Source organism: Flavobacterium sp. GNP002, assembly GCF_054343795.1.
Map to the genome: position 1 here is coordinate 220,648 of NZ_JBTGUW010000001.1, position 25,142 is coordinate 245,789.

A 25,142-nucleotide genomic window follows, 5' to 3' on the forward strand; every position below is an offset into this window, starting at 1 on the left:
TTTCAAAAAAAAATAACTATTTTTTCTTTGCCTGAACTGCTGCTGCTACGAAATTCACAAAAATAGGATGCGGATTCGCTACTGTACTTTTATATTCCGGGTGGTATTGTACTCCAATGAAAAATGGATGATCTTCTATTTCTATAATCTCTACCAATCCTGTATCTGGGTTCACACCTGAAGCAATCAATCCTGCATTTTGCAATTGCGCTACATAATTACTGTTGTACTCATAACGGTGACGGTGACGCTCCGAAATTGTCTCTTTTCCGTAAATTTTGTATGCCAATGAATCTTGTTTTATATCACATTTCCATGCTCCAAGACGCATTGTTCCTCCTTTATCAGTAATCGTTTTTTGCTCTTCCATAAGGTTTACTACCGGATGTGAAGTATGCTCATTCATTTCAGTAGAATTTGCATCAGCATATCCTACAATATTTCTTGAATATTCGATAATTGCCATTTGCATACCCAAACAAATTCCGAAAAACGGCACTTTATTTTCACGGGCATAACGAACTGCTTCGATTTTTCCTTCAATTCCTCTTTCTCCAAAACCAGGAGCAACAAGAATTCCATCTAAACCGGCTAATTTCTCATTTATGTTTGTTGCGTCAATGTGTTCTGAATGAATAGAAATCACATTTACTTTGGTTTCATTTGCTGCACCGGAATGAATGAATGCTTCCAGAATAGATTTGTAACAATCTTGCATTTCTACATATTTACCAATCAAACCGATGTTTACAGTATGCTTTGGATGCTTCAATCTGCGTAAAAAAGTATTCCAGTTTTTCAAATCCGGAGCCGCTTTCTTAGGTAAATCTAGTTTCTTTAATGCAACTACATCAAGTCCTTCTTCGAGCATTAAATTTGGCACTTCATAAATCGTCGAAGCATCAATAGATTGAATAACGGCTTCTCTTTTTACATTACAGAATAAGGCCAATTTATTTCGAATCTCATCAGAAAGTTCATGTTCTGTTCTACAAACTAATATATCCGCTTTGATACCACTTTCCATCAATGTTTTAACGGAATGTTGTGTTGGTTTTGTTTTCAATTCTCCTGCGGCAGCCAAATAAGGTACTAAAGTAAGGTGAATCACTATAGCATTATTCTCGCCCAAGTCCCAAACCAATTGACGAACGGATTCTATATAAGGTAATGATTCTATATCTCCTACTGTGCCACCAATTTCGGTAATAACAATATCATAATCGCCAGAATTACCTAGCAATTGCATTCTTTCTTTAATTTCGTTAGTAATATGAGGTACAACTTGAACCGTTTTTCCTAGAAATTCTCCTCTGCGTTCTTTTTCTATAACCGAAAGATAAATTCTTCCCGTAGTAACATTATTCGCCTGAGAGGTTGGAACGTTCAAAAAACGCTCGTAGTGTCCTAAATCTAAATCGGTTTCTGCACCATCATCGGTTACATAACATTCTCCATGCTCATAAGGATTCAAAGTACCCGGATCAACATTAAGATAAGGGTCAAACTTTTGAATTGTTGTTCTGTATCCTCTTGCTTGTAACAATTTTGCCAAAGATGCTGCAATAATTCCTTTTCCTAAAGAAGAAGTCACACCGCCTGTAACAAAAATATATTTCGTTTGATTCATTCTGTTGTTGTTTGTGTTGTAGTTGAGTAAAAAACTTGGCAAAAATACAATTATAAATTGAGAAAAAGCTAATTTGAAAATGAGATAATTTTGAAATTTAAGAATTATTAAACGTTCCAATTTAAAATTCAGAACATTATTAAATTCGTAAATTAAAGTGGTTTAGGGTATCTTTTTTTAATATTTCGTATCAATTCCTCTAATCCGTTTAATTTTAGCTCATAAATTAGCTGGAGTTGCTGTCCTAACTCGCCCTTCGGAAATCCTTTATTACTGTACCATACCACATAATATTCAGGCAAGTCAATCAGATACTTTCCTTCGTATTTACCAAAAGGCATTTTAGTATGAGCAAGTTTGATGAGTTGTTTTTGATTTTGATCCATTTCTTTTGGAGAAAAAAAGAAAAAAGAGGCAAGAAGTAAGCTTTATTTAATAGTCTTACTCCTTGCCTCTTTCTTCTCTACTCTATTTTATTTCCAGTTAAAAATAATACGTTTTTCGATTTCGGTATTTAAGCTCAGAAAAACAGGACATGTCATGGCAACTCTTTCCAAAATGGTTTTATTCTTTTGATCGGCTTCTCCATACATTTCAAAAGTAATTTCGATTGCACCGATGCGTCTTGGTTCAGTATTCATGATTTTAGTAACTTCAGCAGTTGAGCCTTTCAAATCAACTTCTAAATCACGTGCTTTTATTCCCATAACCGTCATCATACAACTTGCCAAAGCATTAGCTACCGTATCCGTTGGAGAAAAAGCCTCACCTTTCCCATTATTATCTAAAGGTGCATCCGAAATGATTTCATTTCCTGATTGTAGATGAATAGAAGAGGTTCTTAAATCCCCTAAATAGGTTACTTTTGATGTCATAATTTTATTATTATCATTTTATTATACTGCCTTGACTAAACATTAATTACTGAATACTGAACACTTTTAATTAGCTTCTTTTATAGTTAAATCAGTGTCATAATATAAGATATACACTCCTTTATTAATATAGCCACTATCTTCTTTTTTGTAAAATTCGAACCTATTATCTACTTGCTCTGTAGCTGTAGTTTCAATCGTTTCTTGATATTTCTTGTCTTGTGACAATCGCATCATAGTATCAAAAGTAATATCAAAACCTCGGGTTGCAAATGCACTAGGATAAATTTTGTTTTTCTTTTTAAATTCTTTTTCAAAAACTACAGCTTCAGGAGATTCATTTTCACGAGTAACAGAAGGATACATTAATTTCAATTTTGTTAAATTCACAAAACTAATTTCGTCTGTATCTAAAGTTTCATTTGGCTCCAAAATAACCAATTGCACTTTATAAGCAGCCATAGCACCTAACATAGTAGCCATAGTTGATTTAATCATTCCGGTATTTCCGGTTTCCATCACCACATAGTTTATTTTATCTTTTACAAATAAACTTTTCAAATTTTCAGCAGATACACCACCATTTGCAGTAAGCGCTGAAAATTTTACATCTTTATGATTCTCTTTAATAAACTGTATAACCGATTCTTTTTTCTTATCCACTACAGCTATAATATTCCCATTCTTAGCTCTCATGAAATCGAACATAGCATTTTTAACCGCTGTACCAGAAGGGATCGTTTGAAGCATATTACTAAACGAATTACCTGTATCTTTTGACAAAGGTGAAATAACCGGTACTTGATTTGCACTTAATAATTCGGCAGTTTTCTCTACATTATTTTGATAAAAAGGCCCGATGATAGCATCGGAATTTTCCAGATTATTTTCTTTAATTATAGCAGCTACATTAGAGGTGTTTTTAGTTTCCTGAGAATCAAACACACTCACATCTATAGCAAGTCCAAGTTGTTTAGCCGAATCAATCGCTACCAAAGCTCCTGCATAAAAATCTAAAGTCATGTTCAAGAACTTGTCTTTTTTCAAGCGCATGGAAGTCGAATTAACCGTATCGCCCTCAATTTTTGAAATATTGAAAGGCAAAAGCAATACTAATTTTTTCCTACCGTTACTTTTCTTTGATATTACAGCGTATTCTTTTTTACTTTCCTGTGGTATACTAATCGTTGCCGGAACTTTCAAAATCATTCCTTCTACAACACCTTGAGATAAAGCAGGATTAAGAGTAATTAATTCTTCCTGACTCATCCCTGCCATTTTTGATAAACTATACAAGGTTTCTTTTGGTTTTACCGTGTAATTCAAATAATTGACTGCAGTAGAAACTTTTTCGGGACTGGCTTTTACAATTTCTTTTTTAGCTTCAACCACTGTGGCAGTTTTATCCTCTTTTGGTCTCGAAGTTTCGGGAGTTCCTTTGATAATTAATTTATAACCAATAGGCAAATTCGTAACTATTTCAGGATTTTTTTTCTCTAATTCTTCAATGGTAATCCCATATTTTTTGGCAATAGAATATTTAGTTTCTTTTGGAAGAACATCATGATATACAACTTTTGTTTGTATTGAAGAAGTATTTCTTTGTCCAATACCGGAAGGAATAGTAAGAATTTGACCTATTTGCAATCCATCTTTTTCCAAAAAAGGATTTGCTTGTTTTAAGGCTTCATCCGAAACGCCATATTTTTTTTCGATACCATACAAAGTTTCTTTTGGAGCTACTTCATGGGTAATTGCTTTCGCATTTGCCTTAGCTTGAACCGCTACTTTTTGTCTCCCGTTGCTTTTTGGAATCAGCAAAACACTATTGGGTTTTAAACCACTTAGCGCATCTGGATTTAATTGGTAAATATCATACGGAGTAACGTTGTATTTTATTGCAATCTGACTGATTGTCTCTCCTTTTTCTACTTTATGAGTAGTCGTTTTTTCTTGTGAAAAAACGCTATAATTAAAAAACAAAACCGTTATACAAATCGCAAAAAAATATTTCATCATTTTTATTTATAAAATTATTCAATCATTAATAACGGAACGGTATCAAATTTTATTCCAAAAATCTGATACCGTTTTATAGAGAACATTAAAAACAATGATGTTCAAAAGATTAGATTAAAATCTAAAATATTATTCCCACTCAATAGTTGCTGGCGGTTTTGAACTAATATCATACACCACTCTATTGACTCCTTTTACTTTATTAATGATATCATTAGATACTTTCATCAAGAAATCATAAGGTAAATGCACCCAGTCAGCTGTCATACCATCTGTAGATTCTACTGCACGAAGCGCAATCACTTTCTCATAAGTACGCTCATCGCCCATTACACCTACACTATTAACCGGAAGCAAAATTGCTCCTGCCTGCCAAACTTTATCGTATAATCCCCAAGATTTCAATCCTTCGATAAAAACAGAATCTACTTCTTGTAAAATTCTAACTTTCTCAGGTGTTATATCTCCTAGAATTCTAATTGACAATCCTGGCCCTGGGAAAGGATGTCTTCCTAATAATTCTGGATCAATTCCTAATGAAGCTCCTACTCTGCGTACTTCATCTTTGAAAAGCATACGAAGTGGTTCTACAATTTTTAATTTCATGTAATCAGGTAAACCTCCTACATTATGGTGCGATTTAATAGTCGCTGAAGGTCCTTTTACTGAAACTGATTCAATAACATCAGGATAGATTGTTCCTTGTGCTAACCATTTTACATCTTCTATAAGGTGTGATTCATCATCAAAAACTTCGATAAATACACGTCCAATAATTTTACGTTTAGTTTCTGGGTCACTTACACCTGCTAATTCAGATAAGAAACGATCTCCAGCATCTACACCTTTTACGTTTAAACCCATTCCTTTGTATTGATCTAATACATTTTGGAATTCGTTTTTACGAAGTAAACCATTATTTACAAAAATACAGTATAGATTTTTCCCAATAGCTTGATGCAATAAAACTGCCGCTACTGTAGAATCTACTCCACCAGAAAGACCAAGAACTACTTTATCGTCTTGTAATTTTTCTTTTAATTCTGCCACCATTTCTTCAACAAAAGCATTTGGCGTAAAATTTTGAGGAACTTCTGCTATTTTTACTAAAAAGTTTTCCAGCATTTTTGATCCATCCGTAGAATGGAAAACTTCAGGGTGGTATTGAATGGCATAAGTTGTTTCACCTTCAATTTTGTAAGCAGCAAATTCTACATCGTGAGTACTTGCAAGCTTTACTCCATTGGTTGGCAATACCTTAATACTATCACTATGGCTCATCCAAACTTGGCTGTTCTCTGAAACACCTTCAAAGAAAACTTCATTCTCTTTTATAAAAGACAAATTAGCTCTACCATATTCTCTCGTGTTCGAAGCAGCTACTTCACCACCACTAAAATGTGATAAGTATTGTGCTCCGTAACAAACGGCTAACAAAGGTAGTTTCCCTCTAATTTGAGATAAATCAGGATGTGGCGCATCTTCTCCTCTAACAGAAAAAGGGCTACCTCCAAGAATTACTGCTTTATAAGATGATAAATCACTCGGAAAATGATTGTATGGGAAAATTTCGCAGAATATATTTAATTCGCGAACTCTACGCGCAATAAGCTGTGTATATTGCGATCCGAAATCTAAAATAAGTACGTTGTGTTGCATGCGCAAAAATACTTTTTATATTTTGAATTGAAAAATTGATTTTTGAAAAATATTCTTTTTATTTGTCTCACCTCAATTATTCCTCTAAAATCAAATCAAATAGCCTAAAAAAAAACCTACACGCTACAATTTTCGTAAGTGAACTTAAAGATTCTAAAAAATTAATTTAAAATATAACAACATTTCAATGAGAACAAAAATTTATTTATCAATAGTAACAGTACTGCTTTTAATTACTTCGTGTAATGTAATCGATGATTTGTTGACTTTTTCAATAGATAACCAAACAACTTTTAAAATTGAAAGTGGATTTCCTCTTGGCACTGCTTTTAATGTGGTTACTCCAGATGTTACCACAAACTCAAGCTCCACTTTTGAAAACAACAACACCAAAGCTGAATTAGTAAAAGATGTAAAATTAACTGAGTTAAAATTGACCATCACAGAACCAAGCAATAAGTCATTCAGTTTTTTAAAATCAATTCATTTATACATATCAACTGATGCAAATGATGAAATAGAATTGGCTTATTTAGATGAAATTAATTCGACTTCAAATACCATAAATCTAACATGTACTTCACAAAAATTAGACAAATATATCAAAGCATCTTCTTATAAAATAAGAACTAAAGCAGTTATTAAAGAGAGTTTGACACAAGATATCACGGTGAAATCTGATATGAAATTCAAAGTTACCGCTGATCCGTTTTAAGAAATCAGCGGTACTAAAATGCTTTTTATTCTTTAACAATTATAAACTTTCCTTTTACTCCTGCATCCCAATTTTCCCAAAAATCAGATTTAATAAATTTTCCTTCTGCATCATAAATCTGGAATTCAGCTGTATTTCCTCCTAACAAACCTTTGTTAAGAGCTTCAATTTCAAATGTGTTTATTCCTTCTTTAAAAAATATTTTAAATTCCTGATAATTTTCTTTCATTACTAATTTTTGCTCGGTAACAACACCATTAAGTGATGCTCTGGCTAAATCTCCATCAATCTGTCCAAAATCACGAAATTTAATTACAAAATATTTTGATTTAGTTCTAATTTCTCCAAAATTGACATCAATTTTAACTAAAAATCTAGAATCTTCTTTCAAACCCTGCTTGACTAATGTTTTATCTAAATCCTTTTCCATTTTATCCATATAAACATCTCCTGGATTAATAAAATCATTTTTTGGAGTCATGTTTATAGTGTTTTCTTCTCCAATTTTCAATACTGAACTTGGGATTTTAATTTCAGGACTTTTAAAAACATTTGGAGTATAAATTGGCGGTATATCAGTTTCAGGTGGAACTGTTTTTTTTATTTTAGGGGCATTATTTTTAAGTGGAATTGCTTTAAATTTTTTACTAAATTCAATCTGACTATAGCTTTTTGAAGAAATACCAATACTAATTATTAAAAAAAAAAGAATCTGTTTCATAGTAAGAGAATATTGATAAGTCAATATTTATTGAAAATTTAAAACTAAAAATAATATTTAAACGACAAAAATAATATAAATTAATTTTATTTATTTATCGAATTTAAAAAAGAACATTCCTAATCTTTCATCAATATTAAGGTCCCTTTGAAATCTGTTCCAAGATTCCATTGACTGGCAGAAATAATACTTCCCTTATCATCAAACACTTGAAATTCTGCTGTATTGGGAGGCGCAAATCCTTCATTCAATGCCTCAAAATCAATCTTATTAATCCCTTTTTCTAATTTTATCTCAAACCCTTTAAAATCTCCATCCAAAACAACCTCGTAATCTACTACTTTATCGTTTAAATATACTCTAATCTTATCCCCATCAACATAAGCAGCATCTCGATATCTTACTTTTGCTGTAAGAGAACCCGTTTTAAAAGTTCCCAAATTTTGGTTTCGTTTGTAAGTAACAACATCTGAATTTTCTGGCTTTTTAATAATTTTATCAGGATTTATAAAATTAATTTTTGGTACATCTAGAGAAACGTCTTGTTTCTTTATAACTTTTTGACTTATCCTTTTTGGTAGATCTGCTTTTGGAGGTGTTTCTTTTTTAATTTTAGGAGCATTATTTTTAAGTGGAACGGGTTTAAATTTTGAACTAAATTCATTCTGAGCATATCCACTTAAGGAGATGCTTATAGCAACCATTAAAAATAAAATCCTTTTCATAACTTTTTTAAATTAGTTTATCAGTGCTTGTAAAATTTTAAAATTAAAAAACGAATCATATATAATGACTAATGATAGTATAATTTAACTTTCATTTATAACATTCAATTTTTAAATTTATTGCCTTCTAGAACCTCTAAAATTCTAACAATTCTCAACAAAAATTGAAGTTTTTAATTAAAAATTACTGTTTTTAATTTCACTATTTTTTATAAATTGCAATTATTATGCCACACCAAAAATTGTATTTAAACAATACAAAATAACTCCTAAACACAATTAAAATGAAAAGAGAAAATATCTTGACAGGTTCACCTTGGGAAGACAAAATGGGATATTGCCGTGCAGTACGCATTGGAAACATCATTGAAGTATCAGGAACTGTCGCCATTGTTGATGGTGAAAAAGTAAAAGCTGACGATGCGCATGCTCAAACACTAAACATTTTAGAACGCGTAGAAAAAGTTCTGGAAGACCTAAATGTAAGTATGAAAGATGTCATCCGTACCCGCATATTTACTACTGATGTTTCTACATTTGAAGCCGTTGCTACCGCTCATGCCAAGTTTTTTAAAGACATAAAACCAACCACTGGTTTCTACGCAATTAACCAACTGGTAGCCCCAGAATATTTAGTTGAAATCGAATTTACTGCTATAGCTTCTGAAAAACCATTAATTCAAGAAGGATTATAATACTTTTGTAAAAAATACTTCTCTAATTAAGGTAATGAATATAGAAAACGCTAAAAAAATAATGCTTGTCACACTCAAATGGATTTTCATTTGTGTTTTGACAGGCATTTTTTCTGGATCGGCATCTGCCTTTTTCTTAGTAGCACTAGATTGGGTTACACAGTATAGAGAACACAACAACTGGATGATTTGGCTTTTGCCAATAGGCGGTCTTATAATAGGATTGGGATATTATTATTGGGGTAAATCAGTAGTTAAAGGCAATAATTTATTGCTGGAAGAATATGAAAATCCTCAAAAAATAATTCCTTTTAAAATGGCTCCTTTAGTGCTTTTTGGTACTTTAATCACGCATCTTTTTGGAGGTTCAGCCGGTCGTGAAGGAACAGCAGTTCAAATGGGTGGCGCTATTGCCGATCAATTTACAAGAATTTTCAAACTTGATAATAGTGACCGAAAGACATTAATTATTTTAGGGATTAGCGCTGGTTTTGCCTCCGTTTTCGGAACACCTTTGGCTGGAGCCTTGTTTGCTTTAGAAGTTCTGTATTTCAGTACAATCAGTTATAAAAGTATTCCGCTGTCGTTTTTAACGGCGTACATCGCTTATTTCACCGTTGAATTTTGGCATGTTAAACATACTCATTATAGCATTCCTATTATCCCTGAAATAAATTTTACTGTCCTGTTTTGGATAATTCCAGTCGGTATTGTTTTTGGTTTAGCCGGCATGTTGTTTTCACGAAGCACCCATTTTTGGGGTCATTTATTTTCAAAAAGCATACCTTTTCCTCCACTTCGTCCTTGCGTTGGAGGAATAATACTTGCTTTAGCAATTTACTTTATTGGAACCACAAAATACATCGGTTTAGGAGTCCCTATAATTGTTGATTCGTTTTCTAATCCAAATGCTTCGTATGATTTTCTTCTAAAAATACTATTCACCGGATTCACGCTCGGAGCAGGATTCAAAGGTGGCGAAGTAACTCCGCTATTTTTCGTAGGTGCCACACTGGGAAGTGCTTTATCTATTGTAGTTCCTTTACCCATCGCACTTTTAGCAGGAATGGGATTTGTGGCTGTTTTTTCGGGAGCAACCCACACTCCTATCGCTTGTACGGTTATGGGAATGGAGCTTTTCGGGATAGAAAGCGGTATTTTTATTGGCATTGCTTGTGTAATCGCATACTTTTTTTCAGGGTCAGTAGGAATTTATAATGCTCAAATAGTAAAAGGAGCAAAATACCATCTGTATCAAAAAATAAGAAGAAAAAACAGGGAACTTTTGTAAATCAAAAACACTTTTTTTTTAAATTATAAAATTATTTTTTTGTAGTATTGTTCTTAATTCCACATTAATTTAATTTTACCGCAATGGCTTTTGGACTTCCCTCAACTTCTTCACAATACATTCCTCTAAATAACTTATCGAAGTTGCAGCTTATTTACATAGCTATTGAAGTCTTTAAAAAACTGAAGTGGGACTTAACTCAAATAAATGAAAACGGATTAAAAGCCCAATCAAAAAATGATTTAAACACTTGGAATGAAACCATTGCCATTACTTTAGAGGATCACGATCCTTTGATAACAAGCTTTAGCAATGGAAATCAACTTTATGACCGCGGAAGAAATCAGAAGAATATTGATACCTTTTTAGATTTATTTTACCAAATAAAAAAAGAGGAATCCATTTTAGCATTAGACGAAAGTTCACTGAAACATTTTATAAAATCTGAAACAACAAAACAGGATTCAGAGATAGAAAAAAATAGAAGCCTCACTCAATTTTATTCTTTTTTCTCCATATTTATACCTACCAAAGATTATTTTATTACCCCAATTCTCATCAATATAAATATTCTGATTTTTCTTTTAATGAGTTTTTCGGGAGTCAATATCTTTGTTCCAGAAACGCAAGATATTGTTGATTGGGGCGGGAACTTCGGTCCTTTGACTATAGAAAATAACTGGTGGCGATTGATTTCAGCTTGTTTTGTACACATTGGGATTTTTCATTTGCTAATGAATTGTTACGCGCTGGCGTATGTTGGTTTATTATTAGAATCCTACTTAAAAAAAAGAGATTTCCTGCTGACTTATCTTTTTTGTGGACTCATAGCAAGCTTAGCAAGTTTATATTACAATACCGATATTGTAAGTGCTGGTGCATCTGGAGCTATTTTTGGAATGTATGGGATTTTATTAGTATCTATCCTGTTTAAAACTATTGACAAAAAAGCAAATAGCTCACTGTTGCTAACAATAGGAACTTTGATTGTCTTAAATATTGCCAACAGTTTTAAAGAAGGCATCGATGGAGCGGCACATATTGGAGGATTACTTTCAGGAATAGGATTTGGTTCTATCCTAGCATTATTGGTTAAAAACAGAAAAATTGGAATTACAATAGTCGCATCAGCAACACTGATTCTAACTGTAGGTTTATTTACACTTAGTAAAAATTCAAAAGTATATATCTATCAAATCATTGAATATCAAGAAGGAATGCAAGATTTTGTAGATATGGAAAAAATGGCTTTGGAATCCTACACTACTTTTTATGGGGACAGCAAAGAAAATAAATTGTCTGAAATTAAAGACCGAGGCATTTATTATTGGAACGAAAATATAATTCTACTAAAACAACTTGACAAATTATATCTTCCAGAAGCCTTACACTTACAAAATGAAACTTTAATTGAATATTGTGAATTAAGGATGGAATTTTACGGACTTGCCTATAAAAAATTAAATGAGAACACCGATAAATATGATGCTGACATGACAGAACTTAATAATAAAATCAACACAATCGTTATTAAAATAAAAAGCACTGCCAAGAAATAGATTCCGAGATTTAATTCCAAATTAAAAAAATTAAGACATTGATTCCCAATAAATTTCTTTTCATCCCAGAAACCATTTTGAAGAAAATAGAAATAGAAAAATACTGTCTTTAATAATCCGTGAAATTCCTGTTAATGATTTCAACATTACATTAAAAAAATGTAATTTCGCAATCTATGAAAATACAAGACATTCAAGCGATACAGTTGTTATTATCAACTCCAAAAAAGATTGCCATAATCCCACACCGAGGTCCTGATGGAGATGCCATGGGCTCTACCTTAGGCTTATATCATTTTTTATTAAAAAACAATCATCATCCTGTGGTGGTTTCTCCAAATGAATTTCCTGATTTTCTGGCTTGGATGCCTGGCTCAGAAACCGTAAAAGTATACGAAAAGGACAAAGAAAACTGTACTAAAATACTGGAAGAAGCGGAGCTTATTTTCACCTTAGACTTTAATGCTTTGCACCGAACTGGAGAAATGGAGCATGTTTTAGCCAAGTTGAAAGCGCCATTTATCATGATCGATCATCATCAAAAACCTGATGATTATGCCGCATTTACCTATTCTGACACCTCGTTTGGGTCTACTTGTGAAATGATTTATAACTTCATTTTATTTCTTGGAAAAAAAGAAGACATAGATAAAACTATAGGAACTTGTATTTACACCGGAATTCTTACTGATTCAGGTTCTTTTCGTTTTCCAAAAACAACAGGAACAACCCATAGAATTATTGCAGAATTAATTGATTTAGGTGTCGAAAATACGGAGATTCCAACGTTATTATTTGACAACAGCTCTTATGAAAGATTACAATTATTAGGAAGAGCACTTCAAAACATGAAAGTCTTAACGGAGCACAAAACTGCATACACGACGCTAACTCAAGACGAGTTGAATTCTTTTGATCATGTAAAAGGTGATACCGAAGGAATTGTAAACTACGGATTAAGTATAAAAGGAATCGTTTTTACTGCTATATTTATCGAAAATAAAGAAGAAAAAATCATCAAGATTTCATTTCGTTCACAAGGCGATTTTGATGTCAATCAATTTGCCAGAGACCATTTCAATGGTGGAGGACATCGTAATGCTGCCGGCGGAAAATCAGAAGTATCGATGGAAGAAACGATACGAAAATTTGAAGGTTTAGTAACAACGCTAAAAATATAATAGATGTCAAAATTTAGTACGTTAATCGTATTTGGGTTCTTTTTATCCATATTCGCTTCAAGCTGTAAACAGCATCAGGATGCCAGAAAGCCTATTTCACAGACTTCAGGAAGCTTTATGAAGAAATCAATTGCACGCAATAAAAAACTGGTTGCCAACGAAGAAACTCAAATTGAAGCTTTAATCAAAAGTAATCCTAACGTAAAATATATCGCTTCCACAAAAGGATATTGGTATACTTATGTGACAAAAAATGATATTGATTCTCTTACTCCTAAAAAAGGTGATGTTGCTTTTTTTGACTACGAAATAAAGGATTTAAAAGGTACTGTTATCTATTCTGAATTAGAATTAAGACCTCAAATCTATTATGTAGACAAACAAAACATCATGATGGGATTGCGTGACGGTATTAAATTAATGCGCAAAAACGAAAAAGTAAGTTTCCTTTTCCCCTCAAATATGGGATATGGCTACCATGGTGACGACAAAAAAATTGGGACAAACCAACCTTTAATTTGTACAGTAACTTTACGTGATTTTAAATCAGAAGCAGTCTATAAAAAAGAAAGTGAAGTCCAACAAAAAGTAATACCTACGGCAGCCAAACCAGAAACTAAAGCCGTGCTAAAACCCAATGACACTATAACTCAATAAAATTAAATGTAGAAATGAAATCGCCATGATTCAATCCCGATCCTGAAATTTCGGGACGGGACAAAAACAATAAAAAAAGAATGGCGATACCATATACCAATAAAAAACAAATATTAAATTAGTATGAAAAAAAAGATCCTATTCGCATTCCTAGTTATTGCTTCCTTTTACTCTTGTAAAGAAGAGCACAACAATCTTCCTGATGGTTTATATGCAAAAATAGAAACCAATAAAGGGGAAATTATTGTACAATTAGATTTCGAAAAAGCACCTATAACTGTTGCCAACTATGTAACATTAGCCGAAGGAAAAAATGAATTTGTCACCAATGAAAACCTTAAAGGCAAACCATTTTTTGACGGATTAAAATTCCATAGAGTAATTCCAGAATTCATGATTCAAACGGGAGACCCTTTAGGAACAGGCTCTGGAGACACCGGGTATAAATTTAAAGACGAATTTTCAGATTTAAGATTTGACAAAAGCGGTGTTTTGGCTATGGCCAATAACGGACCTACAACTAACAGCAGCCAGTTTTTCATCACGCATCTAGCAACACCTTGGTTAGAAGGAAAGCATACTATTTTTGGTCATGTAGTCGAAAAAGGGATGGATGTTGTCAACAAGATTGTACAAAACGACTACATCAATAAAGTTACCATCATCAGAAATGGTGAAGCTGCTAAAAAGTTTAATGCGGTAAAAATATTCAACGATTATTTTTCAGTAGAATCTGAAAATCAAAAGAAAAAAGCGGCGATTGATGCTGAAAACAAAAAAATTTACGACGCTAAATACAAAGAAGTTCGCGAACAAAAAATCGCTTATTTTGCCACTTTAAAAGCCAAAGCGACTAAAACGCCTACAGGATTGCAATACGTAATTACAAAGAAAGGCGGTGGTAAAAAACCTGCAAATGGCACCAATGTTTTCATTCATTACGCCGGTTTTCTGGAAGACGGAGAATTATTTGACGCCAGTGTAGAAAGTGTTTCTAAAACATTTGGTAAATACGATGAAAACAGAGCTGCTCAAAACGGGTACCAACCCATCCCTTTCCAAAGCGGAAGAAAAGATGGCATGATTCCTGGTTTCATTGAAGGATTGGAGCAATTATCTTTTGGGGACAAAGCGGTAATTTTTATTCCATCTCGATTAGGATATGGTGAAGCGGGAGCTGGAGGCGTAATTCCACCAGGTGCTAATATCATTTTTGAAATTGAATTATTGGAAACAATACCTCAACAATAACAGATTAAAAAAGTTAGACCTTAAATACTTAAAAAATGAAATTTAAAATTCTGTTTTTATTATTTGTGGGAATGTTAAACCTGCATTCTCAAACTACAAAGAAAACTGTTCCGGTAAAAAAACCTGTGACAACAGTAAAAACTGCTGTAAAATCTGCTGTAAAACCAGTAGTAAAAGCACCAGCAGTAATCGAAGGAATTTTTGCAACAATTTCCACAAACAAAGGAGATATTGTGCTTGAATTAGAATACAAAAAAACTCCGGTTACCGTAGCTAACTTCATCGCGCTTGCTGAAGGTAAAAATACTTTTGTAACCAATGAAAAACTAAAAGGAAAACCGTTTTTTGATGGTTTAAAATTTCACCGTGTCATCAAAGACTTCATGATTCAAGGTGGAGATCCTTCTGGAAATGGTTCAGGTGGACCTGGTTATGCGTTCAAAGATGAAATTACAGATTTAAAACACAACAAAGCCGGAATCCTTTCTATGGCTAATTCCGGACCCACTACTAATGGAAGCCAGTTTTTCATTACCCACAAGGAAACGCCATGGTTAGACGGAAAACATACTGTTTTTGGTCATGTGACTGAGGGAATGAATGTGGTGAATTCCATTGCTGCAAATGATGTCATTACTAAGGTTACCATTGTTAGAAAAGGCGTTTTAGCCAAAAAATTTGATGCCCCAAAAGTGTTCGCAGATTATTTCAACAATAAATCCGAAGACCAAAAGAAACAGGATGCAATCAACGCTGAAAACAAAGCAAAACAAGCAGCAATTGAAGCCGAAGCCAAAAAAGCGTACACTGAAAAATACGGTCCGGTAGTAGCTGCAAAAAAAGCCTATTTGACCACTACAAAAGCAACAGCAACCACTACTCCAACAGGATTAGCATACAAAATAATCCAAAAAGGAACTGGCGTAAAACCTGCAAACGGAACTACATTTTATTTCCACTATGCTGGTTATTTTGAAGATGGAACCCTTTTTGACAGCAGTTATGAGGACATTTGTAAAAACTACGGAAAGTTTGATGCAAACCGTGCCGCTCAAAACGGATACCAAGCATTCCCTTTTGAAGCAGGGAAAAAAGACGGTATGATTCCAGGATTTATCGAAGCATTAGAAAACATGTCCTTTGGAGACAAAGCAGTCGTTTTTATCCCGTCAAATTTGGCGTATGGAGAAAGAGGTGCCGGTGGTGTTATTCCTCCTAATACAACACTTGTTTTCGAATTAGAAATGCTGGAAAAACAAGTAGCTCCAAAACAATAACTCTCAAAAAAACACAAATAAAAAACCCGACAGACTTCAAAATCTGTCGGGTTTATTTTTATAATTTATTTGGTAAGCGTATTGGCCCACCAATAGAAATCGGTGTTAATCCGTTTTATCAGCGTTATCGGCATTTCAATTATTTCTTTCCAAATTTCCAGTCAAATTCATCTTTTTGATTGATAATAGCACCAATCTCAAATTTCACCACTTCATCAAATTCCGTTTGAAAAATAATCCAGTTTTCCTCATTGAAATAATTTTCAAACGTGTCGAATTCCTCTTGTGTGAATTTAGTTATTCCTTTGGCTGCCAAATCTTTTTTGACATCACTGATTTTTTTATTGATAATTTTATTACCAAACAACTCCATTTCAGGACTCGAAGCTACGATATAACCCAATTTGAATTCTTCCTCCACATAGAACGTCAAACGCATTTTTAGTTTGTTGTAGGCAAAAATCACATTATCATCCTCGTCCTTGTAATTCCTGTCTGGTTTCCCGTAAATAGCGGTAACATCGTTTTGTTTCATTCCGAAAATGAGCTTGTCAATTCCGTTTTTTGGATTTATTTTCATATGTAGATAATATTTGTTTTTTAATGGACTATGGTATCGCCAGCTCTTCATCCGTGTTTGCGACAAATGTTGTCATGCCGATTTCATACCTAGTTTATATTTTTTTAAGCAATATGTAATTTGCATAGCGCTACAGTTGTTTATTTCAAACTTGCGTTATACGCTTTTCATCTCGTATTATTTGACCGCAAAGTTCGCAAAGTTTTTCGCAAAGTCCACTACCTTTTTATTTAAAAATTAATGCTACCAAATACTGCTACTGATTCTAAAATTTACAATTTGGGCGTGACCCGCTAAAAAAATCGGGTCGGGCTATCCGCTTTAATCTCCCGAAGAAAAATCGGGAGGATTTCAGCTTTTATCCCTCACGCAAAACAAGACGTAATAATAACTAAACTAGTGTCATGTAAATTCAAAAAGTATTCAACAATTTAAAAGTCCTTTTGATGATTTTTAATGTACTATCTATATATTTGAATTAAAATAAAGTTTGATATTTGTCATACATATCTACCCAAAACTGGAATGCTTTGTATGATTTTGTCATACATATATACAAGTTACCTGCAAGCTTAACTACAAACAACTAAAATGCTAAGACTGAAATTAACCATTTTTACACTCTTCATTCTGACAAATTCATTTGGACAGAAAATAGAAAAAGTATTTCTTGACAAAAATGATTCTAGCAAAAATTGCTACACAATAATTTATCCTCCAAAACTACCTTGGACTGGTTATATATTTATTATTCCAGGATTTGGAGAAACGGCCGAAAGAGTTTTAGAACAAACTGACTTACCTAAACTTACAGCTAAAAGTGGGCTTTTGACAATTATTCCAACTTTTCAAGATGGTGTTTTGTCATTTGGTATTGATAACTTAAGCCAACAATCATTCAATAATATCATAATAGACGTAAGGGAAAAACATAAATTAACTGACCTTGATTATTATGTTGGTGGTTTTTCTATTGGTGGAAGTACAGCAATTAAATTTGCTGAAAATGAATCACTAAAACCAAAAGCAATTTTTGCAATTGATCCACCACTTGATCTTGAAAGATATTATAATTCAAGTAAAAGAGAGGTTAGATTATCCGTAAACAAAATTCCTGATGAAGAAAGAGTTTATATGATTGAAAGACTAGAAAAAGAAATGGGTGGGTCACCAAAAATTGCGTTAAAAAATTATTACAAAACATCACCTTATTCATTCAGTGACACTACTCAAACAGCTATTAAGAATATAATAAAACTTCCTTTGAGAATTTACTCTGAACCTGATGTTAATTGGTGGCTAAAAGAAAATGCAGAGGATTTCACAGGGATGAATGTTACGGAATGTTCGGCAATGATTAACGAATTGAATAGACTTGGAAATACTAAAGCAGAATTGATAATTACGCAAAATAAAGGATATAGAAAACCTGACAATAGAAGGTATCCACATTCTTGGAGTATTGTGGACAATAAGGAATTAATTGAGTGGTTGTTAATACAGAAATAAAGCCAGCAGGTAGCAGCTACTGCAACAGATTTACTTCGTCCGTTCGCTATCGCTCGGGTGGCAAATCCGAAGAATTGGCTTAATTTAGTACCAAACCCGCTGCAGTACCAAAACGTTAGCGGTCATTGCAAAGCAGAATCGGAGAAAGAAAAAATTTCTTAAATTAAACAAATATAGAAAATGAAAAAAGAAAAAATAATATTTTGGACAGCAACAACAATCATTGCTTTATTTGAAGGAGTAATGCCAGCATTGACTTCACAAACAGAATTAGCAAAAGAAGGAATTAGACATTTGGGTTATCCAGAATATTTTGGGAACGCATTAGTTGTTTTTAAGATTTTAGGAGTTTTGGCATTAGTTATTCCACAAGTTCCAAAACGAGTTAAAGAATGGGCATATGCTGGTTTTGCATTTGACTTTATTTTTGCAACAATTAGTCACGGAGCAGTTGACGGATTAAATGGACAAACATTTTTCCCATTGATTGTATTCGGAATTTTAGCCATTTCATATATTTACTATCACAAATTAAATTCTAACGAAAATTAAAAATTTATGTCATTTCAAGCATACATAGAAAATATAAAAGCCAAAACAGGAAAGACTCCTGCTGACTTTAAAAAAATGGCTGAAGAAAAAGAATTTATCATTGACGGAAAACTTAATCCTAAAATTAAGGCAACAGAAATTACGAATTGGCTCAAAGAAGAATTTGAATTAGGACACGGACACGCAATGGCAATTTATGCAACATTCAAAGGAAAAACCGAATGACGAAAGAAACTATTAACTTAAATATTGAAGTAACAGACTTTTTAAACAAACTAAACCATCCGTTTATCAAGGAAATCGAGCAACTAAGAAATTGCATTTTATCAGCGGACAAAAACTTGACTGAAAATATAAAATGGAATGGACCAAACTATTGCTTTGACAATGAAGACCGTATTACAATGAGAGTTCAACCACCAACTAAACAAGTTCAACTCATCTTTCATAGAGGAGCAAAAAAGCAGACACAACCAGAAGACAAATTAATATCTAATAAAAGTAAAATGTTAGTTTGGAAAGAAAATGACAGAGCAATTGTAACTTTTAAAAGTTTGCAAGAAATCGAAAAAGAAAAAACTGACTTGACAAAAATAATAAATGAGTGGATAGAAGTAACGAAATAAAAACAACGAACCGCTAACAGGGGTTTGGCAAAATGGGGGCAGAAGTGCTAAATTAAACATTAGAAATTCTATTGAGCATTTGTGCTAAACTGAACAATTGTGCTTCTAATCCCCACTTCGCCAAGCCCCCAAAACGTTAGCGGTCAGCTTAACCAACGATATCCAAATTAAACAATCAAATAAAGACATTATGAATATAAGAGAATTAAATAATAGACAAAATAGCTTTACTAACAACAAATTAGTTAAAATTTATTCGCAATTTGGAGAACTTTTACACGAATTAAGAAAAAGAGAATTACCTGAAAATATTGAAAAATCAGTAAATGATTGTGTTGACCAAATAAATTCTTCAACTCTGAATGAAACTCAACTGACGAAATTTATTAAACAAAAGCAAACTTCAATTTTAAAACAAATTGAAAAACAACTTAAAATTGTTACTAAAAATTATTATCGAAATTTGTGGATGCTGTTTGGGTTTACCGCATTTGGATTACCAATAGGAGTAGCATTTGGTTTAAGCATTGGGAATATAGGACTTTTAGGAATAGGTTTACCAATTGGTATGGCTATTGGACTTGTTGTTGGTAATCTTTTAGATAAAAAAGCATTAACTGAAGGACGACAATTAAATATTGAAATTCAAAATTGAAATTACAAAGTAAAAAGCCGAACCGCTAACAGCGGTTTCGCGAAATGGCGAAATTTGTGGTAAATTCACGTTTATTTTCCGCAAGAAATTTTATCTTTAATGGAAAATAATCGGTTACGAAGTTCGCCACTTCGTGAAGCCGCGAAACGTAGTAGCAATTAAAAAAAACAGACTTTATGAAACAAACTATACTTATTCTAACTCTCACATTTCTAATCAACACTTTAGTAAATGCTCAATCTTGTGTAATTGCTAAAAGTTTTACAGGACATAAAGAGGCAATTTTGGGAATTGATCAATCCCCGAACGGAAAATATATTCTATCGGGTAGTGATGACAATCTTGCTTTTCTGTGGAATGAATACGGTAAAATTATTGACACAATAAATGTACACTTGAAAAGTGTAAACGATGTAGTTTTTTCACCAGACAATAAACGTTTTATTACAGGAGGTTCTGAAGGTACGTTTGTAATTTGGAATATAGACGGTACTGAAGTTAAAACAGTCACTGCGGACAAAGTATATGTTAAGACCGTTGTTTATTCAAACGACGGAAAATTTATTTTAAGTGGTGGTGGTGACAATACTGCAAAATTATGGACAGCAGATGGCACACTTATCAGAACATTCAAAGGACATAAATGTACAATTTATCAAGCCTCATTTTCCCCAAATAACAAATCAATAATACTTGCAAGTTGCGACAATACCGCATCGATTTGGAACATAAATGGAAAAAGATATATGATTTTAAAAAGGCATAAAAGTGGAGTAAGTGCTGCAAGTTTTTCACCTGACGGAAAAAACATACTGACAGCAAGCTTCGACAAAACATCAGTAATTTGGAATTTAAACGGAAAGCCAAGTGTCATTTTAAAAGGACATTCTGGAGAAATAAATCAGGCAGAGTTTTCATCAGACGGAAAGTATATTTTAACAGGTAGTGAAGACGGAACTGCCAAACTATGGAATATTAAAGGTAAACTTATTAAGACATTTGAAGAGAAATTTGAAACACAATATACCGCTGCAACATTTTCTAGAGATGGACAGTTCGCAATTGTTTCTTCAAAAGATAATAACATAGACTTTTGGTATCTGCCCAAATAAACGGCTACTAACACACGCTACAAGCAATTTGGGTATTAGGCTTAATTTAAAATTGGTTTTGTATTTGGAATAATTTGTCAAATCCGAAAATAGCGCTTAATTTAGTCCCAAACCCGCTGTAGTGCCAGAACGTTGGCAGCAATATTTAGCGAAAACGAGAAAATTCAAATAAAATATTAAATCTCATTATGAAAAAATTTTTCTTACTTTTTTTCTTTACAATTGGATTACATTCAGCTAGTGCAGAATGCGGAATGGATGGAATGCAATTTTTTCCTGAAAAAAGAAATATAAGCTTGAATTCAATGTTTATAATACAAGGATATTCCTTAAGTGAAAAAACAATCAATAGTTTTAAAAATCGTACAGTTTATTTAGAAAGTAAAGATGGTGAACTAATCAAACTTAACCTTCTAGAAATTCTAAAAGGGCAAATGAGTTTAATTCAAGCCATTTTTAAACCAGAAAAAGAACTAGAACCAAACAATATTTATTTTTTAAAATACTCTGAACAGACTGAGAATGAGACAAGAGATATGATGCAATGGAACTCTGAAACTAAACAGAGCGAAAAGGTTTTTTGGAGAACAACAGACAAAAAATCAATTGAACTATTAAATCCCAATTTGAGTATTAAGTATCAGAAAACTGAAGTTGTTCATTATGGTTGTGGGCCTTCAGCAAATGCAATCTTTGGTATTAATAATACATCAAATTCTGAAATTTGGTGTAAAACAGAAATGGTTAATCTTACTACAAAAGAAAAGACTATATATTACATCCAAGGATGGAATGGGAAACTTAATGTTGGACATGGAATGTGCTCTGGAGCTTTTACATTTAATAGACGTGGAAAATATAAAGTTAGATTCACACCTATGAATATTGATGGCAACTCATTAAGTACGACGGAGTGGGAAATTTTCGAAAGCCCTTTTGCAAACGATAAGAGTTATCATTGAAACAAAAAAATACTGCCGCCAATATATGCTACAAGCAATTTGGGTATTAAGCTTAATTTGAAATTGGTTTTGTATTTGATAAATTTGTGTTTAACCGAAAAATCTCGTGTCTTTATTCCCCAACCACGCCAAGCGCCAAGACGTTGTGCGTCATTTTTGGAGAAACTTTAAATAACAATAAAAAAATCATTATGTATATATCTCACAGAATCAAAGCAAGCTATTTTACACTGATTTTATCATTCTTATTTAATTCGTGTGTAGGACAAATTACAGAATCAATACCAGTTAAAATTACAAAAATTCATAAAGATAGTATTAGTCTAAAAGCAGAAACGCAACCCGAATATAGAAATAGTGTACATGATAAAGATTACCAAGGAAACCAAATAAGTGGTGTTATTCGAACTGTTTTTCAAGACAGCAAAGGAAATTTTTGGTTTGGAACACAATCTGGTCTTAGTCGTTATGATAAGAATGGACTTGTTTATTTTGTACTAAAAGATTACAATGGTCAAAAAGTAACAGTTCATGTTATTATTGAAGATAAAATTGGAAATATCTGGATAGGTTATGATCGTGGAATTGCAAAATTTGATGGTAACTATTTTACAATGTATTACGAAAAAGACATAATGAAAATAGGTGGTCTTTGGAGCATGACCATGGATAAAAAGGGAATCCTTTGGATTGGAACTACACAAGGTGTTTATACATTTGATGGAGAGAAATTTTCTCCGTTTGAAATTCCTGAAGGAAAGATAAATCCAGATGCGGGAATCAGTACAACCAAAATGATACATTCCATTATAGAAGACAGTAAAGATAAAATTTGGTTTGCAACGAACGGAGGAGTATATATTTATGATGGAACTACTTTAACAAACATATCTGAAAAAGAAGGTCTTCAATCTAATTTTGTGAGTCAAATAATTGAAAGTAAAGAGGGAAACTTTTGGATTTCAACCTCGAAAGGGCTTTTTAAATATGATGGAAATACTGTTATAAATGTAACTAAAAATCTATTAAACCAAAATGATGGAGTTGGTTGCATTTTAGAAGATAAAAACGGTACACTTTGGTTTAATGCAAACAAACGTGATATTTATAGTTTCAGCAACAAAGTATTCACAAAAATGGAAAGTAAAGTAGGTGAATTCAAACCATTTCCATTTACTATTTATCAAGATAAGCAAGAACGCATTTGGTTTGTCGGTCTTAAAGGTGCTTATCGCTTAGAAAATAATGCGTTTATAAATGTAAACAGAAATGGACCTTGGTAAAATTTAAAACGATTGCACAACAGCGGTTTTAAAAAATTGGGGTTTTAGGTCTTAATTTAAAGTTTGTTTTATACTTTGGGCTTTCAGTGCTTAATTGAAAGTTTCGAGCTTACAAATCCCCAACTCCTTAAAACGGCGGCCCGTTAAGCACAAGTTACCAACGAAATAACGAAGAAACTATGAATAAATACTTCTACATTTTATCGATTGTAGTTTTGATAGTAAGTTGCGGAAAAGACGTTGAAATTTTTAAGCCGACAACAAATCTCGAAAATATATTGAAAAATGAAAAGCTTGGTAAAGTGTATTATGAATTTAGGAAAGAAAATATTTATTTGACACTCAGAATTGACACAGTAAAGAGTTTTAAAAAGTTTGTGGCAGAAACATCCATTAAAGAATTAATTTCCTTAACAGAATGTGAAAGCCCTGTTGTACGTTGTTTTGCTTTCAAAGCGTTAATAGAAAAAGGTTATCCTGAGATTAAAAATATATTATTCAGACATAAGTATGATGAAGAAAATGTAGAAGAATTTCAAGGTAGTTGTATCAGAATGAATTTTCCCGTTAAGACTTATATGATAAATAAACTTCGACCATTTGCGAGTTACAAAAACAAAGAATACTTAGAATTGGAAAAAGAATTTATGGGCAATTAAATGCTTAAATAACCTGCCAATAACAGCCGTTTTGCGCAATGTCTGGTTTTATTTTCCTTAGCCGGAAAATAAAACCAGCCGGAAATTTACAATTCTTTACAACTAAGCGGTAAATTACCGCTACTGCGAAAATATGCAAAGCATTAACAGTAAGGCTCTAGAGACATAAAATTGACAAAATAAATTTAAATGAATTACAAAAATGAATACGGAGACATTTCCAATATTAACAACTGAAAGATTAACACTAAGACGATTGTCAATTGACGATTATCAAGATATTTTTGATTTGCGTTCGGATACAGAAGTTAGCAAGTTTCTTAACAGGCAACTATGTAAAACAACCGAAGATGCAAAAAACTTTATCAACAAAGTCAATGAAAGCATTGAAAAAGGCGGAACGTATTATTGGGTAATTTACTTAACAGACACAAAACAAGTTGTCGGTACAATTTGCGTATTTGACTTCTCAATTGAAAAAACAGTTGTGAAATTGGTTATGAACTAATGATGAAATTTCAAGGATACGGAATAATGCAAGAAGCAGCACAAAAAGTAATCGACTTTGTGTTTCTGACTTTAAAATTTAAAAAAATACTTGCCTTTACACATTACGAGAATAAGAAATCAACCAAACTTCTCTTAAAATTGAATTTTTTAAAATCAATAAAAGAGAATAAGGAAAATCCCAAAATAACTATTTTCACTTTGGCAAAATAATTTTAACAAATAGAATCCAAATATATTAGAAAATAAAGCCCGAACTGCTAACAGCGGTTTTGAACTAGCTGGAGTATAGTAGAATCACCGTTTCGCATCAAGTTTTTTTTACACCGAAAATAAAAGGTTACGAATTTCCAGCCATCTCAAATCAGCAGGACATTATATGTTACCCTACCACAACATTCCGTTTTCCTTTAAGAGACAGAGCATTTAAAGCAAAAAAACC

At 32.6% G+C, this 25,142-nt stretch carries 27 protein-coding genes; 19 read left to right on the forward strand and 8 right to left on the reverse strand.

The genetic code is table 11. The features are described from left to right. Positions 1-16: 16 nt before the first annotated feature. The 5 genes from pyrG to guaA form a co-directional block, all read right to left on the reverse strand. Positions 17-1,630: a CTP synthase gene (gene pyrG, locus ACXX80_RS01015; RefSeq protein ID WP_417992344.1), complete on the reverse strand. Its 1,614-nt coding sequence runs from the start codon at positions 1,628-1,630 to the stop codon at positions 17-19. A gap of 152 nt (positions 1,631-1,782) precedes the next feature. Beyond that, positions 1,783-2,016, reverse strand: a complete 234-nt coding sequence (locus ACXX80_RS01020; RefSeq protein WP_099714715.1) for a DUF3820 family protein — start codon at positions 2,014-2,016, stop codon at positions 1,783-1,785. An 87-nt stretch (positions 2,017-2,103) separates the two neighbouring features. Continuing rightward, positions 2,104-2,505 carry an OsmC family protein gene (locus tag ACXX80_RS01025; protein WP_458551633.1) on the reverse strand — a complete coding sequence of 134 codons (402 nt, stop codon included), beginning with the start codon at positions 2,503-2,505 and terminating at the stop codon, positions 2,104-2,106. 66 nt (positions 2,506-2,571) lie between these two features. Continuing rightward, positions 2,572-4,524: a LysM peptidoglycan-binding domain-containing protein gene (locus tag ACXX80_RS01030; RefSeq protein ID WP_458551634.1), complete on the reverse strand. Its 1,953-nt coding sequence runs from the start codon at positions 4,522-4,524 to the stop codon at positions 2,572-2,574. A 129-nt stretch (positions 4,525-4,653) separates the two neighbouring features. Then, positions 4,654-6,183 (reverse strand): glutamine-hydrolyzing GMP synthase, encoded by a 1,530-nt coding sequence (gene guaA / locus ACXX80_RS01035; RefSeq protein ID WP_417992347.1) that lies wholly within the window; start codon positions 6,181-6,183, stop codon positions 4,654-4,656. 187 nt (positions 6,184-6,370) lie between these two features. On the opposite strand from guaA, the gene ACXX80_RS01040 reads away from it, so the two are divergent. After that, positions 6,371-6,898 carry a hypothetical protein gene (locus ACXX80_RS01040; protein WP_458551635.1) on the forward strand — a complete coding sequence of 176 codons (528 nt, stop codon included), beginning with the start codon at positions 6,371-6,373 and terminating at the stop codon, positions 6,896-6,898. Between the two features lie 25 nt (positions 6,899-6,923). Here the strand turns inward: ACXX80_RS01040 and ACXX80_RS01045 are convergent, their stop codons facing one another. Continuing rightward, on the reverse strand, positions 6,924-7,619 hold the full coding sequence (locus tag ACXX80_RS01045) for a hypothetical protein (RefSeq protein WP_458551636.1): 696 nt from the start codon (positions 7,617-7,619) through the stop codon (positions 6,924-6,926). Positions 7,620-7,738: 119 nt separating this feature from the next. Then, the gene (locus ACXX80_RS01050; protein WP_458551637.1) at positions 7,739-8,344 is read right to left on the reverse strand and encodes a hypothetical protein; all 606 of its coding nucleotides are present in this window, start codon (positions 8,342-8,344) and stop codon (positions 7,739-7,741) included. Positions 8,345-8,628: 284 nt separating this feature from the next. On the opposite strand from ACXX80_RS01050, the gene ACXX80_RS01055 reads away from it, so the two are divergent. From ACXX80_RS01055 to ACXX80_RS01085, 7 genes are all read left to right on the forward strand, one after another. Next, on the forward strand, positions 8,629-9,039 hold the full coding sequence (locus tag ACXX80_RS01055; RefSeq protein ID WP_458551638.1) for a RidA family protein: 411 nt from the start codon (positions 8,629-8,631) through the stop codon (positions 9,037-9,039). 34 nt (positions 9,040-9,073) lie between these two features. After that, positions 9,074-10,330: a voltage-gated chloride channel family protein gene (locus tag ACXX80_RS01060; protein ID WP_458551639.1), complete on the forward strand. Its 1,257-nt coding sequence runs from the start codon at positions 9,074-9,076 to the stop codon at positions 10,328-10,330. An 83-nt stretch (positions 10,331-10,413) separates the two neighbouring features. Then, the gene (locus tag ACXX80_RS01065; protein ID WP_458551640.1) at positions 10,414-11,889 is read left to right on the forward strand and encodes a rhomboid family intramembrane serine protease; all 1,476 of its coding nucleotides are present in this window, start codon (positions 10,414-10,416) and stop codon (positions 11,887-11,889) included. Between the two features lie 176 nt (positions 11,890-12,065). After that, entirely contained in the window at positions 12,066-13,070 is a 1,005-nt protein-coding gene (locus tag ACXX80_RS01070; RefSeq protein WP_315206887.1) for a DHH family phosphoesterase, read from the forward strand. Between the two features lie 3 nt (positions 13,071-13,073). Then, positions 13,074-13,727, forward strand: coding sequence for a gliding motility-associated peptidyl-prolyl isomerase GldI (gene gldI, locus ACXX80_RS01075; protein ID WP_458551641.1), 654 nt, complete (start codon positions 13,074-13,076; stop codon positions 13,725-13,727). Positions 13,728-13,850: 123 nt separating this feature from the next. Then, positions 13,851-14,978 (forward strand): peptidylprolyl isomerase, encoded by a 1,128-nt coding sequence (locus tag ACXX80_RS01080; RefSeq protein ID WP_458551642.1) that lies wholly within the window; start codon positions 13,851-13,853, stop codon positions 14,976-14,978. A 35-nt stretch (positions 14,979-15,013) separates the two neighbouring features. Continuing rightward, complete coding sequence (locus tag ACXX80_RS01085; protein ID WP_458551643.1) at positions 15,014-16,255, forward strand: peptidylprolyl isomerase; 1,242 nt, start codon at positions 15,014-15,016, stop codon at positions 16,253-16,255. Positions 16,256-16,394: 139 nt separating this feature from the next. Here ACXX80_RS01085 and ACXX80_RS01090 read toward each other — a convergent pair whose 3' ends face one another. Then, positions 16,395-16,835: a hypothetical protein gene (locus ACXX80_RS01090; protein WP_458551644.1), complete on the reverse strand. Its 441-nt coding sequence runs from the start codon at positions 16,833-16,835 to the stop codon at positions 16,395-16,397. A 591-nt stretch (positions 16,836-17,426) separates the two neighbouring features. Between ACXX80_RS01090 and ACXX80_RS01095 the strand changes: the two genes are divergently transcribed. The 11 genes from ACXX80_RS01095 to ACXX80_RS01145 all read left to right on the forward strand — a co-directional run bounded on the left by ACXX80_RS01095 (position 17,427) and on the right by ACXX80_RS01145 (position 24,913). After that, positions 17,427-18,344 (forward strand): alpha/beta hydrolase family protein, encoded by a 918-nt coding sequence (locus ACXX80_RS01095; RefSeq protein ID WP_458551645.1) that lies wholly within the window; start codon positions 17,427-17,429, stop codon positions 18,342-18,344. A 180-nt stretch (positions 18,345-18,524) separates the two neighbouring features. Further along, complete coding sequence (locus tag ACXX80_RS01100; protein WP_458551646.1) at positions 18,525-18,896, forward strand: DoxX family protein; 372 nt, start codon at positions 18,525-18,527, stop codon at positions 18,894-18,896. Positions 18,897-18,902: 6 nt separating this feature from the next. Further along, positions 18,903-19,121, forward strand: coding sequence for a DUF4287 domain-containing protein (locus ACXX80_RS01105; protein ID WP_458551647.1), 219 nt, complete (start codon positions 18,903-18,905; stop codon positions 19,119-19,121). Further along, positions 19,118-19,522: a DUF1801 domain-containing protein gene (locus ACXX80_RS01110; protein ID WP_458551648.1), complete on the forward strand. Its 405-nt coding sequence runs from the start codon at positions 19,118-19,120 to the stop codon at positions 19,520-19,522. The genes ACXX80_RS01105 and ACXX80_RS01110 overlap by 4 nt, the downstream gene beginning before the upstream one ends. Before the next feature lie 190 nt (positions 19,523-19,712). After that, positions 19,713-20,177, forward strand: a complete 465-nt coding sequence (locus ACXX80_RS01115) for a hypothetical protein (protein ID WP_458551649.1) — start codon at positions 19,713-19,715, stop codon at positions 20,175-20,177. A 176-nt stretch (positions 20,178-20,353) separates the two neighbouring features. Next, positions 20,354-21,289, forward strand: coding sequence for a WD40 repeat domain-containing protein (locus ACXX80_RS01120; protein WP_458551650.1), 936 nt, complete (start codon positions 20,354-20,356; stop codon positions 21,287-21,289). Between the two features lie 188 nt (positions 21,290-21,477). Then, positions 21,478-22,251, forward strand: coding sequence for a hypothetical protein (locus tag ACXX80_RS01125; RefSeq protein ID WP_458551651.1), 774 nt, complete (start codon positions 21,478-21,480; stop codon positions 22,249-22,251). Between the two features lie 191 nt (positions 22,252-22,442). Then, positions 22,443-23,534, forward strand: a complete 1,092-nt coding sequence (locus ACXX80_RS01130) for a ligand-binding sensor domain-containing protein (protein WP_458551652.1) — start codon at positions 22,443-22,445, stop codon at positions 23,532-23,534. Positions 23,535-23,713: 179 nt separating this feature from the next. Continuing rightward, entirely contained in the window at positions 23,714-24,193 is a 480-nt protein-coding gene (locus ACXX80_RS01135) for a hypothetical protein (protein WP_458551653.1), read from the forward strand. Positions 24,194-24,395: 202 nt separating this feature from the next. Beyond that, positions 24,396-24,701 (forward strand): GNAT family N-acetyltransferase, encoded by a 306-nt coding sequence (locus tag ACXX80_RS01140; protein WP_458551654.1) that lies wholly within the window; start codon positions 24,396-24,398, stop codon positions 24,699-24,701. Positions 24,702-24,727: 26 nt separating this feature from the next. After that, positions 24,728-24,913: a GNAT family N-acetyltransferase gene (locus tag ACXX80_RS01145; RefSeq protein ID WP_458554065.1), complete on the forward strand. Its 186-nt coding sequence runs from the start codon at positions 24,728-24,730 to the stop codon at positions 24,911-24,913. Positions 24,914-25,142 lie beyond the last annotated feature (229 nt).

Excerpts from the sequence above, each read along its gene's own strand:
- pyrG (WP_417992344.1), bottom strand. The coding sequence starts at position 1,630 with ATGAATCAAACGAAATATATTTTTGTTACAGGCGGTGTGACTTCTTCT.
- ACXX80_RS01020 (WP_099714715.1), bottom strand. The coding sequence starts at position 2,016 with ATGGATCAAAATCAAAAACAACTCATCAAACTTGCTCATACTAAAATG.
- ACXX80_RS01025 (WP_458551633.1), bottom strand. The coding sequence starts at position 2,505 with ATGACATCAAAAGTAACCTATTTAGGGGATTTAAGAACCTCTTCTATT.
- ACXX80_RS01030 (WP_458551634.1), bottom strand. The coding sequence starts at position 4,524 with ATGATGAAATATTTTTTTGCGATTTGTATAACGGTTTTGTTTTTTAAT.
- guaA (WP_417992347.1), bottom strand. The coding sequence starts at position 6,183 with ATGCAACACAACGTACTTATTTTAGATTTCGGATCGCAATATACACAG.
- ACXX80_RS01040 (WP_458551635.1), top strand. The coding sequence starts at position 6,371 with ATGAGAACAAAAATTTATTTATCAATAGTAACAGTACTGCTTTTAATT.
- ACXX80_RS01045 (WP_458551636.1), bottom strand. The coding sequence starts at position 7,619 with ATGAAACAGATTCTTTTTTTTTTAATAATTAGTATTGGTATTTCTTCA.
- ACXX80_RS01050 (WP_458551637.1), bottom strand. The coding sequence starts at position 8,344 with ATGAAAAGGATTTTATTTTTAATGGTTGCTATAAGCATCTCCTTAAGT.
- ACXX80_RS01055 (WP_458551638.1), top strand. The coding sequence starts at position 8,629 with ATGAAAAGAGAAAATATCTTGACAGGTTCACCTTGGGAAGACAAAATG.
- ACXX80_RS01060 (WP_458551639.1), top strand. The coding sequence starts at position 9,074 with ATGAATATAGAAAACGCTAAAAAAATAATGCTTGTCACACTCAAATGG.
- ACXX80_RS01065 (WP_458551640.1), top strand. The coding sequence starts at position 10,414 with ATGGCTTTTGGACTTCCCTCAACTTCTTCACAATACATTCCTCTAAAT.
- ACXX80_RS01070 (WP_315206887.1), top strand. The coding sequence starts at position 12,066 with ATGAAAATACAAGACATTCAAGCGATACAGTTGTTATTATCAACTCCA.
- gldI (WP_458551641.1), top strand. The coding sequence starts at position 13,074 with ATGTCAAAATTTAGTACGTTAATCGTATTTGGGTTCTTTTTATCCATA.
- ACXX80_RS01080 (WP_458551642.1), top strand. The coding sequence starts at position 13,851 with ATGAAAAAAAAGATCCTATTCGCATTCCTAGTTATTGCTTCCTTTTAC.
- ACXX80_RS01085 (WP_458551643.1), top strand. The coding sequence starts at position 15,014 with ATGAAATTTAAAATTCTGTTTTTATTATTTGTGGGAATGTTAAACCTG.
- ACXX80_RS01090 (WP_458551644.1), bottom strand. The coding sequence starts at position 16,835 with ATGAAAATAAATCCAAAAAACGGAATTGACAAGCTCATTTTCGGAATG.
- ACXX80_RS01095 (WP_458551645.1), top strand. The coding sequence starts at position 17,427 with ATGCTAAGACTGAAATTAACCATTTTTACACTCTTCATTCTGACAAAT.
- ACXX80_RS01100 (WP_458551646.1), top strand. The coding sequence starts at position 18,525 with ATGAAAAAAGAAAAAATAATATTTTGGACAGCAACAACAATCATTGCT.
- ACXX80_RS01105 (WP_458551647.1), top strand. The coding sequence starts at position 18,903 with ATGTCATTTCAAGCATACATAGAAAATATAAAAGCCAAAACAGGAAAG.
- ACXX80_RS01110 (WP_458551648.1), top strand. The coding sequence starts at position 19,118 with ATGACGAAAGAAACTATTAACTTAAATATTGAAGTAACAGACTTTTTA.
- ACXX80_RS01115 (WP_458551649.1), top strand. The coding sequence starts at position 19,713 with ATGAATATAAGAGAATTAAATAATAGACAAAATAGCTTTACTAACAAC.
- ACXX80_RS01120 (WP_458551650.1), top strand. The coding sequence starts at position 20,354 with ATGAAACAAACTATACTTATTCTAACTCTCACATTTCTAATCAACACT.
- ACXX80_RS01125 (WP_458551651.1), top strand. The coding sequence starts at position 21,478 with ATGAAAAAATTTTTCTTACTTTTTTTCTTTACAATTGGATTACATTCA.
- ACXX80_RS01130 (WP_458551652.1), top strand. The coding sequence starts at position 22,443 with ATGTATATATCTCACAGAATCAAAGCAAGCTATTTTACACTGATTTTA.
- ACXX80_RS01135 (WP_458551653.1), top strand. The coding sequence starts at position 23,714 with ATGAATAAATACTTCTACATTTTATCGATTGTAGTTTTGATAGTAAGT.
- ACXX80_RS01140 (WP_458551654.1), top strand. The coding sequence starts at position 24,396 with ATGAATACGGAGACATTTCCAATATTAACAACTGAAAGATTAACACTA.
- ACXX80_RS01145 (WP_458554065.1), top strand. The coding sequence starts at position 24,728 with ATGCAAGAAGCAGCACAAAAAGTAATCGACTTTGTGTTTCTGACTTTA.